This is a genomic window from Pseudomonas sp. HPB0071, assembly GCF_000478505.2.
GTDB classification, from domain to species: Bacteria; Pseudomonadota; Gammaproteobacteria; order Pseudomonadales; family Pseudomonadaceae; genus Chryseomonas; species Chryseomonas luteola.
On the sequence record NZ_KI517367.1, the window covers coordinates 1787876 to 1803310 of the forward strand.

At 51.9% G+C, this 15435-nt stretch carries 9 protein-coding genes, 2 tRNA genes and 3 rRNA genes; 7 read left to right on the forward strand and 7 right to left on the reverse strand.

The window, feature by feature from the left end; genetic code table 11:
* Positions 1-146 precede the first annotated feature (146 nt).
* From HMPREF1487_RS08480 to HMPREF1487_RS08495, 4 genes are all read left to right on the forward strand, one after another.
* Entirely contained in the window at positions 147-908 is a 762-nt protein-coding gene (locus tag HMPREF1487_RS08480; protein WP_010796221.1) for a helix-turn-helix domain-containing protein, read from the forward strand.
* Between the two features lie 422 nt (positions 909-1330).
* Positions 1331-2947, forward strand: a complete 1617-nt coding sequence (locus HMPREF1487_RS08485; RefSeq protein WP_010796222.1) for a hypothetical protein — start codon at positions 1331-1333, stop codon at positions 2945-2947.
* A gap of 208 nt (positions 2948-3155) precedes the next feature.
* Positions 3156-4955, forward strand: a complete 1800-nt coding sequence (locus HMPREF1487_RS08490) for a sensor histidine kinase (protein WP_010796223.1) — start codon at positions 3156-3158, stop codon at positions 4953-4955.
* A gap of 86 nt (positions 4956-5041) precedes the next feature.
* Positions 5042-6460: a sigma-54-dependent transcriptional regulator gene (locus tag HMPREF1487_RS08495; RefSeq protein WP_010796224.1), complete on the forward strand. Its 1419-nt coding sequence runs from the start codon at positions 5042-5044 to the stop codon at positions 6458-6460.
* A gap of 150 nt (positions 6461-6610) precedes the next feature.
* On the opposite strand, the gene rrf is transcribed toward HMPREF1487_RS08495, so the two are convergent.
* The 5 genes from rrf to HMPREF1487_RS08520 all read right to left on the reverse strand — a co-directional run bounded on the left by rrf (position 6611) and on the right by HMPREF1487_RS08520 (position 11777).
* Positions 6611-6726, reverse strand: a 5S ribosomal RNA gene (gene rrf / locus HMPREF1487_RS08500).
* A gap of 119 nt (positions 6727-6845) precedes the next feature.
* Positions 6846-9736, reverse strand: a 23S ribosomal RNA gene (locus tag HMPREF1487_RS08505).
* Positions 9737-9983: 247 nt separating this feature from the next.
* Positions 9984-10059, reverse strand: a tRNA-Ala gene (locus tag HMPREF1487_RS08510).
* Between the two features lie 6 nt (positions 10060-10065).
* Positions 10066-10142: transfer RNA gene (locus HMPREF1487_RS08515), tRNA-Ile, on the reverse strand.
* A 98-nt stretch (positions 10143-10240) separates the two neighbouring features.
* Positions 10241-11777, reverse strand: a 16S ribosomal RNA gene (locus HMPREF1487_RS08520).
* Together the 16S, 23S and 5S rRNA genes with 2 tRNA genes alongside form the textbook arrangement of a ribosomal RNA operon.
* 552 nt (positions 11778-12329) lie before the next feature.
* On the opposite strand from HMPREF1487_RS08520, the gene HMPREF1487_RS08525 reads away from it, so the two are divergent.
* Positions 12330-12851, forward strand: coding sequence for a lysozyme inhibitor LprI family protein (locus HMPREF1487_RS08525; RefSeq protein ID WP_256205516.1), 522 nt, complete (start codon positions 12330-12332; stop codon positions 12849-12851).
* 31 nt (positions 12852-12882) lie between these two features.
* Here HMPREF1487_RS08525 and HMPREF1487_RS08530 read toward each other — a convergent pair whose 3' ends face one another.
* Entirely contained in the window at positions 12883-13194 is a 312-nt protein-coding gene (locus tag HMPREF1487_RS08530) for an antibiotic biosynthesis monooxygenase family protein (RefSeq protein ID WP_010796226.1), read from the reverse strand.
* Complete coding sequence (locus tag HMPREF1487_RS08535; RefSeq protein ID WP_244294470.1) at positions 13194-14006, reverse strand: CTP synthase C-terminal region-related (seleno)protein; 813 nt, start codon at positions 14004-14006, stop codon at positions 13194-13196. The genes HMPREF1487_RS08530 and HMPREF1487_RS08535 overlap by 1 nt, the downstream gene beginning before the upstream one ends.
* A gap of 32 nt (positions 14007-14038) precedes the next feature.
* On the opposite strand from HMPREF1487_RS08535, the gene HMPREF1487_RS08540 reads away from it, so the two are divergent.
* A complete protein-coding gene (locus tag HMPREF1487_RS08540; protein ID WP_010796228.1) occupies positions 14039-14932 on the forward strand; it encodes a LysR family transcriptional regulator in 894 nt (297 codons plus the stop codon).
* A gap of 252 nt (positions 14933-15184) precedes the next feature.
* A complete protein-coding gene (locus HMPREF1487_RS08545) occupies positions 15185-15400 on the forward strand; it encodes a hypothetical protein (protein WP_010796229.1) in 216 nt (71 codons plus the stop codon).
* Positions 15401-15435: the final 35 nt, after the last annotated feature.

A 15435-nucleotide genomic window follows, 5' to 3' on the forward strand; every position in this document is an offset into this window, starting at 1 on the left:
CTCTGGAGCGGGATGGAAGTGCAGGCAGACTGCCGGGGCCCTTCAAGATCCGCAACTAAAATACAAAACGTAGCGTTAAGAGATGTCTTAGGTATTAATTTTCGATACTTTTGGCCGCCATTACCTTTTCCTTTCGAGATGCCGAGATGGCCCAAGTTTCTTCCCTGATCGAAACCCTGAAAAAACAGCTCAAGGCACACGGTAAGACGTATGCCGATGTGGCAGCGGCACTTGACTTGAGCGAAGCCTCGGTCAAGCGTCTGTTCGCAGAAGAAAGCTTTACCCTGCAGCGCCTGTCACTTGTATGTAATGTGATCGACATGGACATTACCGAACTCGTGCAAGCCATGTCCGTGCAGCAGCGACAAACCGATGAGCTGAGCGAGGCCCAGGAGCAGGAGATTGCCAGCAATGGCCTGCTCCTACTCGTAGCCGTGTGCGTGATCAACGGCTATAGCTTTACCAACATCATTGAGCAGTATCAGCTGACAGCCGCCGAATGCACCCGATTACTGGTACGGCTGGATCGTTTGAAGCTTATCGAATTGCTGCCCAACAATCGCATCAAGCTGTTGATCAGCCGAAATTTTCGCTGGCGTCCGGGCGGTCCGATCCAGCAACTTTTTCAGGAGCAAGTCGCCAAGGATTTCTTTCACTCACGCTTCGAGGGTGAGTCGGAGCAACTTCTGGTCTTCAACGGCCTGCTATCACGCGCGGGAAATGCACAGTGGCAACAAAAGCTTCAGCGCTTGGGGCGAGAATTTAACAACCTGTGCGAGGAAGAGGCAGGACTGCCCATAACGCAGCGCTTTGGCACCACAACCGTTCTGGCAGTGCGGCAATGGCGCTACGGGCTATTCGAACGCTACAGCAAGCGCTCAGCCGAAGAAAAGAAGCCTGCACAATGAGAGGCCCCGGTAGTTTCTACTCTATTTCCCAAGCTTGATACAAAAGTTTGACTATTTTATGGGCAAGTTCAAATATCCAAAACATAGAGATACCCAACCTCGGCTATAACTTGACGCCCCTCCTCTACTTTCTAGACTTCGGGATGGCGCTCTGAAATCGTCTGTATTGTTTAGTGCCATCTGTACCAGGGTCACTGTTTCTAGGATCGACCCGCCACTTCGTCAGAGAAATTCTGATTTACAGCAGTGTGCGTAGCCATCGGAGCGCCCGCTCCAGACGCGTCTTCCGCCTGACGTTCATTGCCTGCTGATATTGCCGTCCTGACATACGCATGGAATGCCTGCCACCTGCCGGGCTATCTCCGCTTGTTCATCTGCGCCCGGCTTTTGAAGACCTTTCAGCTATGCCAAAGGGGGTAAAGATGAAGAGTTTGGGTTATTCGTTGGAAACGGCCACGTATTCGGAGCAAAAACCTTTCTATTTAGGAATAGTGGCCGTCTGTATCTTATTGGCCATCTCTCTTTTTTTCAGGCTACATGATTTTGAGAAGGTAACAGGCTCCCAGAACCTAGAAGCGAGTTACCACGTCCTGATTACTCTGAATGCGTTAAACGAGTCCGATGTCACGCACCATTGGTATCTACCCACCATTTCGCTAGGCGAAGAAAAGGACAAGCACATCGCCTGGGGCGCGACCATTCCTACACGAACAGGTGATTACGTCTATACCAGTTTTACGCCCTATGGCTTTCTGGCACCCTACTTTGCATTGAAGGTATCGGGCCAGAATATATCGTTGGAAAGCCTGGCCTTTTTCAATTTTGTCCTGGGCTCGGTCATCACACTGCTGCTGTTTACCTTCTTGTTCAAGGTCCTTCGCTTCAATGGTCTGAACGCGTGGTCAGCAGTCTCCGGCGCACTCATGGGTTGCGCGATTGGTATTTTCAGCCGTGAGGCTTTGCTTTCCCATGGCGTTATCTACTGGGTACAAAGCTTCTATCAGCTGATCCTGCTGTCTTCGCTGTTTGTCTTGTTCAAGTACTGCTCAGTGACCGATATACAGAGTCGTCAGCGCTACGCCTGGGCGCTTTGCGCGCTGGCCTTCTTCGGCGCATTAACCGAATGGACAGGATACTTCTTCAATTTCGGGCTGTTCTGCATTCTTTGGGTAAACACCCTGAGAATCGAGGGCTCACGGTGGCTATCCAAGAAAATCTGTATAGCCACTATCCTGGCAGGCGTTATCACTATCCTGCATTACAGTCTTGCTGCCGGTTTGCTGCCCACACTCAAAGCCTTCGCTAGACGCTTCCTGGCCCGTAGCGCGGGTGCCGGCAGTTTGTCCGATCTGCTGCATGCCTATGTGCTCTCCTATGGCTATTTCATCGCAGCCATGCTGATAACAGCGGCGGGACTCATCTGGCTGAAGAAAAGCCAGAGTACGTCAAACAGAGCATTATCGATTACGCTGGTGGTTCTCATCGCGGCCAGCGTACCGCTACTGGAAAACCTGATCATGCTTCAGCATGCCACGCAGTTTTCATTTGACCGTTTGAAGTTCATCTTCCCGGCAGCACTGCTGATTGGGTTGTCCTTGCTTTACTTCAGGACCAAAGGCAGAACCGTATTGGCAGGGCTGATCACCCTGGCAGCAATACAAGGCTGCATGACGTATAAGAAGGACATTAATAACTACGCGGCCTGGCCCCAGATTGATGAGCAAAACAAGCAGCTGGCATCGCTGGTCGAGCAGGAGCTGAATGTTAAATGTGCAGTGCTATCTACTGACATGAGCGTTCGCGGCTATGCAAACCTGCTCTTTCATCGGGGTATTTATGAGTTGCGACCGCAGCCAGCAGACTTTCGCAATGATCCGAGCAATTGTGGCGGGGTTTATCTGGAAGGCAGAGATTTTCAGGTCGACTTGCCTGAGTACACCAAGGCAACCATTACCGAGAAGGATAATCGCGTTGTGACTTTTGTGAAGGATCAAGGGCAGTGGCGGCGATTGGAACGGTTACAGCGACAGAAAGGATAAAGCCAGGCAGTTCTTAACCTGAATTATCCATGAGCGGCGCGGCTATTCCGCGGCAGGCGCGCCGTACGATATAACTGAAGTCATAATCAATCATTCTCCCTATCTTCTATATTTGCTGATCGTTCGGCTGGCAGCGAAGTCCTGTATCGACACCATAGGCCAGCGCATAATAGGAGCCATTATTTCACCGTGAGTGTGAGCAATATTTATGCTTCCCAACCGCCCTCGTTGGCGTACCTTGGCTGTATTGGCCCTTTTTCTTGCGCCCTTGCTTTGGCCCTTGCATTACGCGGCTCACAGATACTACAGCCAGCAATTGGCTGAGCAGAACCGACAAACGCTGGATCTCTACGTAGCGAACCTATTGGGTACGCTTCGGCGCTATGAAGTCTTACCGGATCTGCTGGGCGATATGCCCGCGCTTCGCGCCTCGCTGCATGATCCGGTCGATGCAGATACGCAAAGATCAGCTAATCAGTTGCTGGAGCGGATTCGGCAGCGTACCGGGGCAGACGTGATTTACCTGATGCGAGCCGACGGATACTGCCAAGCCACATCGAACTGGAATGAGCCGGACAGCTTTGTTGGGCGTGATTTTTCTTTCCGTCCGTATTATCAGGAAGCAATGCAGAACAAATCCGGTCGTTTCTTTGGACTTGGAACCACATCCGGTAAACGAGGCTACTATTTCGCAGCGCCCGTACATGATGGTGGAAACGTCATCGGAGTCGTGGTCGTCAAAGTAGACCTGGATGGCCCTGAAAAGCTCTGGGGACGAACGCCTGAACAACTCCTGGTCACCGACAGCTTTGGTGTAGTGATCCTGACCTCCCGCAATGAGTGGCGCTTTCGAGCCAGCCGCCCGTTGAATGATGAACAACGTGACGTTATCGCACGCAATCTGCCTTACCCCAGGGGCTCACTCGAACCCTTGGAAATTAGTGATAACCAGTGGCTAATCCAACAGCGCTTTCTAGATGAAATTGGCTGGACAGCACGAATCCTGGCTCCCCGTGATTTGCTTGAACGCCAGGTACGTAGCGTTCTATACATAGGAGGGGCGACATTACTGGCCCTGCTTCTCCTATTGGCCGTCATGACCTTAAGGCGTCGACATTATCTTGAGCGAATCGCATTGGATGCTCGGGCTAAGCGTGATCTGGAATTGAGCGTACAGGAGCGTACTCAGGACTTGCAGACGCTAAATCAACGTCTGCAACAGGAGGTGCACGATCGCGAGCAGGCTCAACGCGAACTTATGCGAGCACAAGATGAGGTTGTCCAAGCGGGGAAGCTGTCTGCTCTGGGCACCATGTCAGCCAGTATCAGCCATGAGCTGAACCAGCCGCTGGCGGCCATTCGCAGCTATGCCGAAAACGCGGCGGTCTTGCTGGATCATGGCCGAGTGGATGATGCCCGTGGCAATCTAAAGCTGATTGGCGAATTGACGACGCGCATGGCCAATATCATCTCCCACCTCAAGGCATATGCTCGTGGTGCACGAAGAGCACCAGAAAGCGTTGCGCTACAAGCGGCGCTGGAAGACTCGTTAGCATTACTGGCAGCCCGTCGGCGGGCCATGAATGTCGAGCTGATTCGGGATCTGCCTGACGCTCCATTATGGGTGCAAGCGGGTGAAACACGGCTACGCCAGATCATCAATAACCTGCTCACTAATGCTCTGGATGCATTGATAGAAAAAGGGCCACCTCGCCGACTTTGGCTGATTGCCAATCAGGATGAAAAAGGCGTGACACTGGTTATTCGTGACAATGGCCCAGGCTTTTCTGCTGAAGCACTGGCCAGAGCGCATGAGCCCTTTTTTACAACAAAGGCAACTACCCAGGGGCTTGGGCTGGGTCTTGCGATCTGCGATACATTGCTCCGTGCATTAGGTGGACATCTGCACCTATCCAATCATATGGAAGGCGGTGCCGAGGTTCGCCTGTTCTTATTAAACGGCAAGCCTGGCGTAGCATCAGTACCGCAAGAGGAAATGCGTGGCTGATCGCTCGGATCGCTCGGCTTATGCAAAACTTATGACGGCAACAATATTTCATTCGTGCTTAATGATGATCAGGTTTTAAATTACTCATGACGTCTCCTCTGCCTTTCGATACCAACAGCCAAGTGCTTTTGATCGACGACGACCCTCACCTTCGTCAGGCTTTAAGTCAGACACTAGACCTGGCAGGGCTTAAAGTTGTAACGCTTGCAGATGCGCGTACGCTGGACATGCAACTTGTACATGAATGGCCAGGCGTTGTAGTCAGCGATATCCGCATGCCTGGTATCGACGGTATTGAACTCCTAGGGCAATTACATAACCAGGACGCTGATCTGCCTGTCGTATTGATTACAGGACACGGCGATGTTCCATTGGCTGTTCAGGCCATGCGGGCAGGCGCCTATGATTTTTTAGAAAAGCCCTTTGCGAACGATGCCCTGCTTGATAGCGTGCGTCGTGCGTTGGAAGTTCGTCGCCTTGTACTCGAGAACCGCAGCCTTAGGCTGGCACTGGCTGAACGCAAGGAATTGCAGACCCGGCTGATTGGTCAAGCACCTAGCATGAGCCGCTTACGCGACCAAATCGGCGCGTTGGCCTCTACTCATGCTGATGTGCTCATTCTAGGAGAGACAGGAGCAGGCAAAGAGGTTGTTGCCCGGGCATTGCATGATCTTTCTACACGAAAAGGCGGGCCCTTTGTCGCTATTAATGCTGGCGCACTGGCCGAGTCGGTGGTAGAGAGCGAGCTTTTCGGCCATGAGCAAGGCGCATTCACAGGCGCCCAAAAACGACGCATCGGGAAGTTTGAGTACGCTAACGGCGGAACTGTCTTTCTAGATGAAATTGAAAGCATGAGCCTAGATGTTCAGGTCAAGCTATTGCGGTTGCTTCAAGAACGTGTTGTAGAAAGAGTTGGTTCCAATCAGCAGATACCGTTAGATATTCGAGTAATAGCTGCAACCAAAGAAGACCTGAGACAAGCGGCAGACCAAGGCCGCTTTCGAGCCGACCTTTATTACCGCTTAAACGTTGCCAGTCTGAAGATCCCGTCCCTTCGTGAGCGAAGCGAAGATATCCTGACACTCTTCCGTCACTTCAGCGAAGCAGCCGCAGCGCGGCATCATTTACCCTTACGGGAGCTGGATGGTTCACAGCGTGCTGCTCTCATGGGGCACCGCTGGCCTGGAAACGTTCGAGAGCTACAAAATGCAGCGGAACGGTTTGCACTGGGACTAGAGCTCGCTTTGGACAACCATGATGCTCATGGCTCTGCAGCTCCGTCCGCTCATGTTATGGAAATGCCAGGTTTGACCAGTAACCTGAGCGAGCAGGTGGAGTCATTCGAGCGGGCACTACTTGTGCAGGAGCTAAACCAATCACATGGCTCACTGCGCAGCATGGCGGAAGCGCTGGGGCTGCCACGCAAAACGCTTTCAGACAAGTTGAAAAAGCATGGCCTACATTTCAACGGTGGAGCAAGCGAAGATATTGAGCAGGGTTCTTAGCCTATAGGCTTCAAAACTTTTTAAGTATCTAAGGGCAGGCGTTGTGATACAGCCTCCCTTTTTAAGCTCGGGAAACAGCCCACCGCCGTTATTTCCTGCCACAAAAGCAAAACCCCCGGGCGGTTAGGCCTGGGGGTTTTGGGTATAGGTGCTTGACGATGACCTACTCTCACATGGGGAAACCCCACACTACCATCGGCGATGCATCGTTTCACTTCTGAGTTCGGAAAGGGATCAGGTGGTTCCAACGCTCTATGGTCGTCAAGCAATTCGGGTGGGGAACCGGTGTCTAGTCGTTTCCCCGAATGGGTATGTGATTGGTATTTTGCGGTTCAACCAAGCTTTCGGCTGGTCTTTACCAAACAACAGATTGTTTGGGTGTTATATGGTCAAGCCTCACGGGCAATTAGTATCGGTTAGCTCAACGCCTCACAGCGCTTACACACCCGACCTATCAACGTTGTAGTCTTCAACGGCCCTTCAGGAAGCTCAAGGCTCCAGTGAGATCTCATCTTGAGGCAAGTTTCCCGCTTAGATGCTTTCAGCGGTTATCTTTTCCGAACATAGCTACCCGGCAATGCCACTGGCGTGACAACCGGAACACCAGAGGTTCGTCCACTCCGGTCCTCTCGTACTAGGAGCAGCCCCTCTCAAATCTCAAACGTCCACGGCAGATAGGGACCGAACTGTCTCACGACGTTCTAAACCCAGCTCGCGTACCACTTTAAATGGCGAACAGCCATACCCTTGGGACCGGCTTCAGCCCCAGGATGTGATGAGCCGACATCGAGGTGCCAAACACCGCCGTCGATATGAACTCTTGGGCGGTATCAGCCTGTTATCCCCGGAGTACCTTTTATCCGTTGAGCGATGGCCCTTCCATACAGAACCACCGGATCACTAAGACCTACTTTCGTACCTGCTCGACGTGTCTGTCTCGCAGTCAAGCGCGCTTTTGCCTTTATACTCTGCGACCGATTTCCGACCGGTCTGAGCGCACCTTCGTACTCCTCCGTTACTCTTTAGGAGGAGACCGCCCCAGTCAAACTGCCCACCATACACTGTCCTCGATCCGGATAACGGACCAGAGTTAGAACCTCAAGCATGCCAGGGTGGTATTTCAAGGATGGCTCCACGAGAACTGGCGTCCTCGCTTCAATGCCTCCCACCTATCCTACACAAGCAGGCTCAAAGTCCAGTGCAAAGCTACAGTAAAGGTTCACGGGGTCTTTCCGTCTAGCCGCGGATACACTGCATCTTCACAGCGATTTCAATTTCACTGAGTCTCGGGTGGAGACAGCGCCGCCATCGTTACGCCATTCGTGCAGGTCGGAACTTACCCGACAAGGAATTTCGCTACCTTAGGACCGTTATAGTTACGGCCGCCGTTTACCGGGGCTTCGATCAAGAGCTTCGCTTGCGCTAACCCCATCAATTAACCTTCCGGCACCGGGCAGGCGTCACACCCTATACGTCCACTTTCGTGTTTGCAGAGTGCTGTGTTTTTAATAAACAGTCGCAGCGGCCTGGTATCTTCGACCGGCATGGGCTTACGGAGCAAGTCCTTCACCCTCACCGGCGCACCTTCTCCCGAAGTTACGGTGCCATTTTGCCTAGTTCCTTCACCCGAGTTCTCTCAAGCGCCTTGGTATTCTCTACCCGACCACCTGTGTCGGTTTGGGGTACGATTTCTAATTACCTGAAGCTTAGAGGCTTTTCCTGGAAGCATGGCATCAACCACTTCCTCTTCATAAGAAGAGTCGTCATCAGCTCTCGGCCTTAACTGTCCGGATTTACCTAAACAGTCAGCCTACCGCCTTAAACTTGGACAACCAACGCCAAGCTGGCCTAGCCTTCTCCGTCCCCCCATCGCAGTAATTAGAAGTACAGGAATATTAACCTGTTTCCCATCGACTACGCCTTTCAGCCTCGCCTTAGGGGTCGACTCACCCTGCGTCGATTAACGTTGCGCAGGAACCCTTGGTCTTTCGGCGTGCGAGGTTTTCACTCGCATTGTCGTTACTCATGTCAGCATTCGCACTTCTGATACCTCCAGCAAGCTTCTCAACTCACCTTCACAGGCTTACAGAACGCTCCTCTACCGCTCATCTTGCGATGAACCCGTAGCTTCGGTGTGTAGTTTGAGCCCCGTTACATCTTCCGCGCAGGCCGACTCGACTAGTGAGCTATTACGCTTTCTTTAAAGGGTGGCTGCTTCTAAGCCAACCTCCTAGCTGTCTAAGCCTTCCCACATCGTTTACCACTTAACTACAACTTTGGGACCTTAGCTGACGGTCTGGGTTGTTTCCCTTTTCACGACGGACGTTAGCACCCGCCGTGTGTCTCCCATGCTTGCACTTCTGGGTATTCGGAGTTTGCATCGGTTTGGTAAGTCGGGATGACCCCCTAGCCGAAACAGTGCTCTACCCCCCAGAGTGATACATGAGGCGCTACCTAAATAGCTTTCGAGGAGAACCAGCTATCTCCGAGCTTGATTAGCCTTTCACTCCGATCCACAAGTCATCCCCTGCCTTTTCAACGGAAGTGGGTTCGGTCCTCCAGTCAGTGTTACCTAACCTTCAACCTGCTCATGGATAGATCGCCCGGTTTCGGGTCTATACCCAGCGACTAAAACGCCCTATTAAGACTCGCTTTCGCTACGCCTTCCCTATACGGTTAAGCTTGCCACTGAATATAAGTCGCTGACCCATTATACAAAAGGTACGCAGTCACCCAACAAAGTAGGCTCCCACTGCTTGTACGCATACGGTTTCAGGTTCTATTTCACTCCCCTCTCCGGGGTTCTTTTCGCCTTTCCCTCACGGTACTGGTTCACTATCGGTCAGTCAGTAGTATTTAGCCTTGGAGGATGGTCCCCCCATATTCAGACAACGTTTCACGTGCGCCGTCCTACTCGATTTCACTCAAAAGATCCTTTCACCTACGGGGCTATCACCCACTATGGCCGCACTTTCCAGAGCGTTCGGTTAAAATCAATTGAGCTTAAGGGCTAGTCCCCGTTCGCTCGCCACTACTTAGGGAATCTCGGTTGATTTCTTTTCCTCAGGGTACTTAGATGTTTCAGTTCCCCTGGTTCGCCTCTCACACCTATGGATTCAGTGTGAGATACCTGACTTATGTCAGGTGGGTTCCCCCATTCAGAGATCTCCGGATCACAGTCTATTTGCCGACTCCCCGAAGCTTATCGCAGGCTATCACGTCTTTCATCGCCTCTGACTGCCAAGGCATCCACCGTATGCGCTTATTCACTTGACCATATAACCCCAAAGAATCTGAAGTTATGTCTGGTTTGGAACACGACATTCGCCGAAAACTTGCGCTTGAACTCGCAAATTTACCTTGACCACATAGTCTGCAGTGAAACAGCCTATGTGTTCGTACTTCTATCACATACCCAAATTTTTAAAGAACAGTCTGAAAACAAAGTTCAGAAGTCAATGCTCCGACCCAACCCTTAGGGGGGGGGTAAGCACTCAGTTCTGAGCTTTAACGCGGTGTTAGATGGTGGAGCCAAGGAGGATCGAACTCCTGACCTCCTGCGTGCAAAGCAGGCGCTCTCCCAGCTGAGCTATGGCCCCATCGATTGGTGGGTCTGGGCAGATTCGAACTGCCGACCTCACCCTTATCAGGGGTGCGCTCTAACCAACTGAGCTACAGACCCAATCGTCTAACGCTTGAGTCTTGACTCATCTCGCGTCTTTATTTCAGTGAATCAAGCAATTCGTGTGGGAGCTTATGCCAAAGCTGGGATCTATCGATTAAGGAGGTGATCCAGCCGCAGGTTCCCCTACGGCTACCTTGTTACGACTTCACCCCAGTCATGAATCACACCGTGGTAACCGTCCTCCCGAAGGTTAGACTAGCTACTTCTGGTGCAACCCACTCCCATGGTGTGACGGGCGGTGTGTACAAGGCCCGGGAACGTATTCACCGTGACGTTCTGATTCACGATTACTAGCGATTCCGACTTCACGCAGTCGAGTTGCAGACTGCGATCCGGACTACGATCGGTTTTATGGGATTAGCTCCACCTCGCGGTTTGGCAACCCTTTGTACCGACCATTGTAGCACGTGTGTAGCCCAGGCCGTAAGGGCCATGATGACTTGACGTCATCCCCACCTTCCTCCGGTTTGTCACCGGCAGTCTCCTTAGAGTGCCCACCATGATGTGCTGGTAACTAAGGACAAGGGTTGCGCTCGTTACGGGACTTAACCCAACATCTCACGACACGAGCTGACGACAGCCATGCAGCACCTGTGTCAGAGTTCCCGAAGGCACCTCTCCATCTCTGGAAAGTTCTCTGCATGTCAAGGCCTGGTAAGGTTCTTCGCGTTGCTTCGAATTAAACCACATGCTCCACCGCTTGTGCGGGCCCCCGTCAATTCATTTGAGTTTTAACCTTGCGGCCGTACTCCCCAGGCGGTCAACTTATTGCGTTAGCTGCGCCACTAAAGTCTCAAGGACCCCAACGGCTAGTTGACATCGTTTACGGCGTGGACTACCAGGGTATCTAATCCTGTTTGCTCCCCACGCTTTCGCACCTCAGTGTCAGTATCAGTCCAGGTGGTCGCCTTCGCCACTGGTGTTCCTTCCTATATCTACGCATTTCACCGCTACACAGGAAATTCCACCACCCTCTACCGTACTCTAGCCAGGCAGTTTTGGATGCAGTTCCCAGGTTGAGCCCGGGGATTTCACATTCAACTTACCAAGCCACCTACGCGCGCTTTACGCCCAGTAATTCCGATTAACGCTTGCACCCTCTGTATTACCGCGGCTGCTGGCACAGAGTTAGCCGGTGCTTATTCTGCTGGTAACGTCAAAATTGCAACGTATTAGGTTACAACCCTTCCTCCCAGCTTAAAGTGCTTTACGACCCGAGGGCCTTCTTCACACACGCGGCATGGCTGGATCAGGCTTTCGCCCATTGTCCAATATTCCCCACTGCTGCCTCCCGTAGGAGTCTGGACCGTGTCTCAGTTCCAGTGTGACTGATCATCCTCTCAGACCAGTTACGGATCGTCGCCTTGGTGAGCCGTTACCCCACCAACTAGCTAATCCGACCTAGGCTCATCTGATAGCGTGAGGTCCGAAGATCCCCCACTTTCTCCCGTAGGACGTATGCGGTATTAGCGTTCCTTTCGAAACGTTGTCCCCCACTACCAGGCAGATTCCTAGGCATTACTCACCCGTCCGCCGCTGAATCAGAGAGCAAGCTCTCCTCATCCGCTCGACTTGCATGTGTTAGGCCTGCCGCCAGCGTTCAATCTGAGCCATGATCAAACTCTTCAGTTCAAACATATCCGGGTTTTGAGAAAACCCTAAACTTGGCTCAGCAATCGCAAATAAACTCTCGAATTCACGAGTGTTACTTGTCTTGCTGATAATCTTGTCGATCCATCAGTCTTACAGCACAAGCACCCACACGAATTGCTTGATTCAACTTGTTAAAGAGCGGTTGGTTAAGACCTTGTCTCAACCGAGGCGCGCATTCTACGCTAACCTCTTGTCCTGTCAAGCATTTTGTTCAACCGGTCTAACCTGCTGAACCGCTTGCCGGACCTGCCGGATCAGGAAACCTGTTCTGGCAGCGGGAGGCGTATTCTACACAAGCCCAGGGGCTTGTCAACTACCGCTTCCCTCTTTCCGCTTCTGCCAGACCGGAGGCCTGACCCTGACTAAACAGCTAAACCATTGATCTACAAGGCTTTTTGCCGTTCCATTGCAGCGGAAGTGGGCGCATTATAGGCCCCTCCGCTCACAGGTCAAGCTTTATTTGAATAGGCTTCGATAAAATCCTATATATAGCTTCCAGACTGCCTCAAGGTGTTACTACACGCGGCTCTTATGGATGTACCGAGCTTCTCTTTCAGGACGTCTGATTCATACCACTTTAATAGTAGCCCTATTGTCTATCACCAAATCCTTTGGAAAAGCAGCACGCCAACAAGCGAGGAATACATGAGGTTCTACCTATTTGCTTTTGGACTTACCGCTCTTGTTGCCTTTCAACCGGCATTTGCAATGGATGAAGAGGATTACTCGGCTACCTTTAATACGTGCCTTGATGAGTCCAAAGGCACTACCAGAGACATGCTGAGCTGTATATCTGCCGAAACAAAGCTTCAGGATACTCGGCTGAATGAAGCCTATCAGAACACGATGGCTACCTTTAGCGATCCACAGAAAGCCAAGCTCAAAGAGACTCAACGGTTGTGGATCAAATATCGAGACGCCAACTGTAGCCTTTATACCAATGCAACAGGCGGTACGATTGATGCGCTGAATACGGCATCCTGCCTATTGGATATGACCAAAGCTCGTGCTGATGAGCTGAGCCGTTTTACAGAGCAGGACCCCTCTCTTTAAGTTGGCCGCACGTGGTCTCTTGTGTTTGCTCTTATAAAGAGTAAGCACGCTCCACTTTTACGATCTGCACACTGTACCCTTCGTACCACTTGGTGCGTCCCTGCCAGCGCGCCTGCTGGTGCTCAGGTTGATCTTTCCATGCCTTTATGGCCTTTTCATCGGTCCAATAAGAAATGGTGATTCCAGTACCGTTCTCGCCTCTTACGGAGAGGACGTCCAGGAACCCTGGCTGCCTTTTGGCCAATTCGAGCATGTGCTCGGCTGTTTCCTCATAGCCATCTTTTTGAGCACTTTGCTTGGAAACAAAGATGACTGCGTAGCATGGCGGAGAGGGAGGGCTCATTATTTGTTCCTCCCTGACGAAACGGCATGAGTGGCAGAAGCTTTTATAAAGGCTTTAACAAGGGGAGGCAGAAGTCCCTTCAAGGCCTGACGCTCGGATTGAAAGAGTGTTGCAATAAAGAAGGGATGATCATGCAGTTCGACCGCCCTCACCTCTCCAGCAGCATTGTGTCCGACGGCTTTAAGCTTGCCGGACAAGATCTCTAGCCCGACCGCTGTATTAAGACCATATGCACAGCGGTATTCCTCGTAGCTTTCTATAGCACCATACGCTTCGGCTATACGTGAGCTGGAAGTGAATTCTACCTGTTCGCCTCTTTCTATCAGCGCACAGGCTAGCGGAGAGACTATCGGGTTATCACGTTCCGGTGCTATTTCAGCATGCGCTGCGTTGGCCCGGTTCAGCTCATTGCGTGCATATTCGATCAATGCATACTGAAATCCTGCGCAGCTGCCTAAAAACGGGAGTGCGTGATTTCTGGCGTAGCGAATAGCAGATAGCGCACCTTCTTCATTGTCATACGGGCTTCCAGGCGTGCACCAAACGCCATTAGCTTCTTCGAAAGTCGTTTCTTCTATATTAGCTGTAGCGATCCACTCGAATACCAAAGGAATATTCAGAGCGGCTTGAGCCAAGTGCAACGCCTGGATGATGGCTTGGTGCGCCTTGATCTCAGGGTTGTAGTCACCTACCAGCGCAACCCGAACGCTTTGCCTACCTGATATAAGGTTTTTCACCGGTGCGCTCATAGACTTCTCCTCTATAGTTTTGCTTCTTGGGCAGGCACTATAAAAAGAGACCCTGTTGACCACTATTGGCGCCTCGGCAGACTGTCCTTGCACATATGCACAATCGACTCAACTATTCTGATCTTACGCTGATTCTTGCCTTGGTAAGGGGGGGCTCGCTTTCACGTGCTGCCGAGCGGCTTCGCGTAGACGTGTCTACCGTATTTCGCTCTATCAGGCGTCTTGAGGCGTCATTAGGGCTTGAGTTATTTGAGAAGAAACGGACCGGCTACTTACCTACGCCCACCGCCTTGCTGTTAGCGGATCAAGCCGAACGGGCTGAGCATGCCCTGGACAATGCGCGGGCCAGTCTTTTGGAAGCCGACTCCATTGCGGGCACCGTACAACTGACCTGTACCGAATCCGTACTGGCAAATCTTGTGGCCCCGGCGCTTGGAGATGTCTTACCAGACTATCCGCAGCTGATGCTGGAAATATCGACATCCGACGGTTTCGCTGACTTGAGCCGGCGGGATGCCGACATCGCTATACGGCTGACGAAGACACCGCCGGAACACCTTGTAGGTCGCTGCCTGGGAAAAGTGCCGTATGCCTTGTATGGACATACGTCTTATCTAAGTCAGATTCAGGATAAGCCGTGGGATGCGCTGACCTGGGTATCACTCGATGACTCTTTCAGCGATCACCCCACCGTCACGTGGCGCACGTTTAACTATCCAACCCTCGTCCCAAGGTATCGCTGCCAGAGCATACATGCCGTTACGCAGCTGGTGCGCTCAGGATTAGGCGTGGCCATCTTGCCCTGCTTTGTATTGCAAACAGCTCCCGAACTCTGCCCGTTAAGCGCTCCCTTGATCAACTGCGAAAGTGAGCTCTGGATTCTCATACGGGCAGGCGGTCGTGTATTGCAGCCAGTGCATACCCTTTACAGGGCCTTAAGCGAGACTATCCCTCTGAATCAGAACGGCAAGCGACCGACTCACTTATGAAGGCCCAGCATCCTTTAACCGGATCACTGTAGCCAAGGTTCCGCGACATAAATGTGAGGCGAAACGCTGCGCAAAAGAGGCCTTTAAATGCCATTGGTCGCCGAGGCACACCAAGAGTCAGTCTATATGCTCGCCGCATCAGATTTTATAGTTTGATTACTGTAGGCTGTGCGCCTCTTGGTTAATGGTGCGCTGTAACCCTGCTCGACACCAAGCCAACATACTTTGCTCATTTATGGAAAGCTTGCCGCTATGGCTCAATCAAATTCCTGCTTATCCGCACAGCAAGAAATTGACTCTCTGCTGGATCATTTACAGGCCGCCAATGATTTGATCGAGCACGCACTCGCCATGATTGCTCAGGTTCATCGTGGCGAAAAAAGCCCTGAAGAACTCAAGCCACTGCGCGATGCATTCAGCTCGGTGATCAGTCTGCAAACGCCTGAACGCTTCGCCATTCGGCATTAAAGAGTTGCGGTCAATCTGCTTTATTGAAAGGCGCC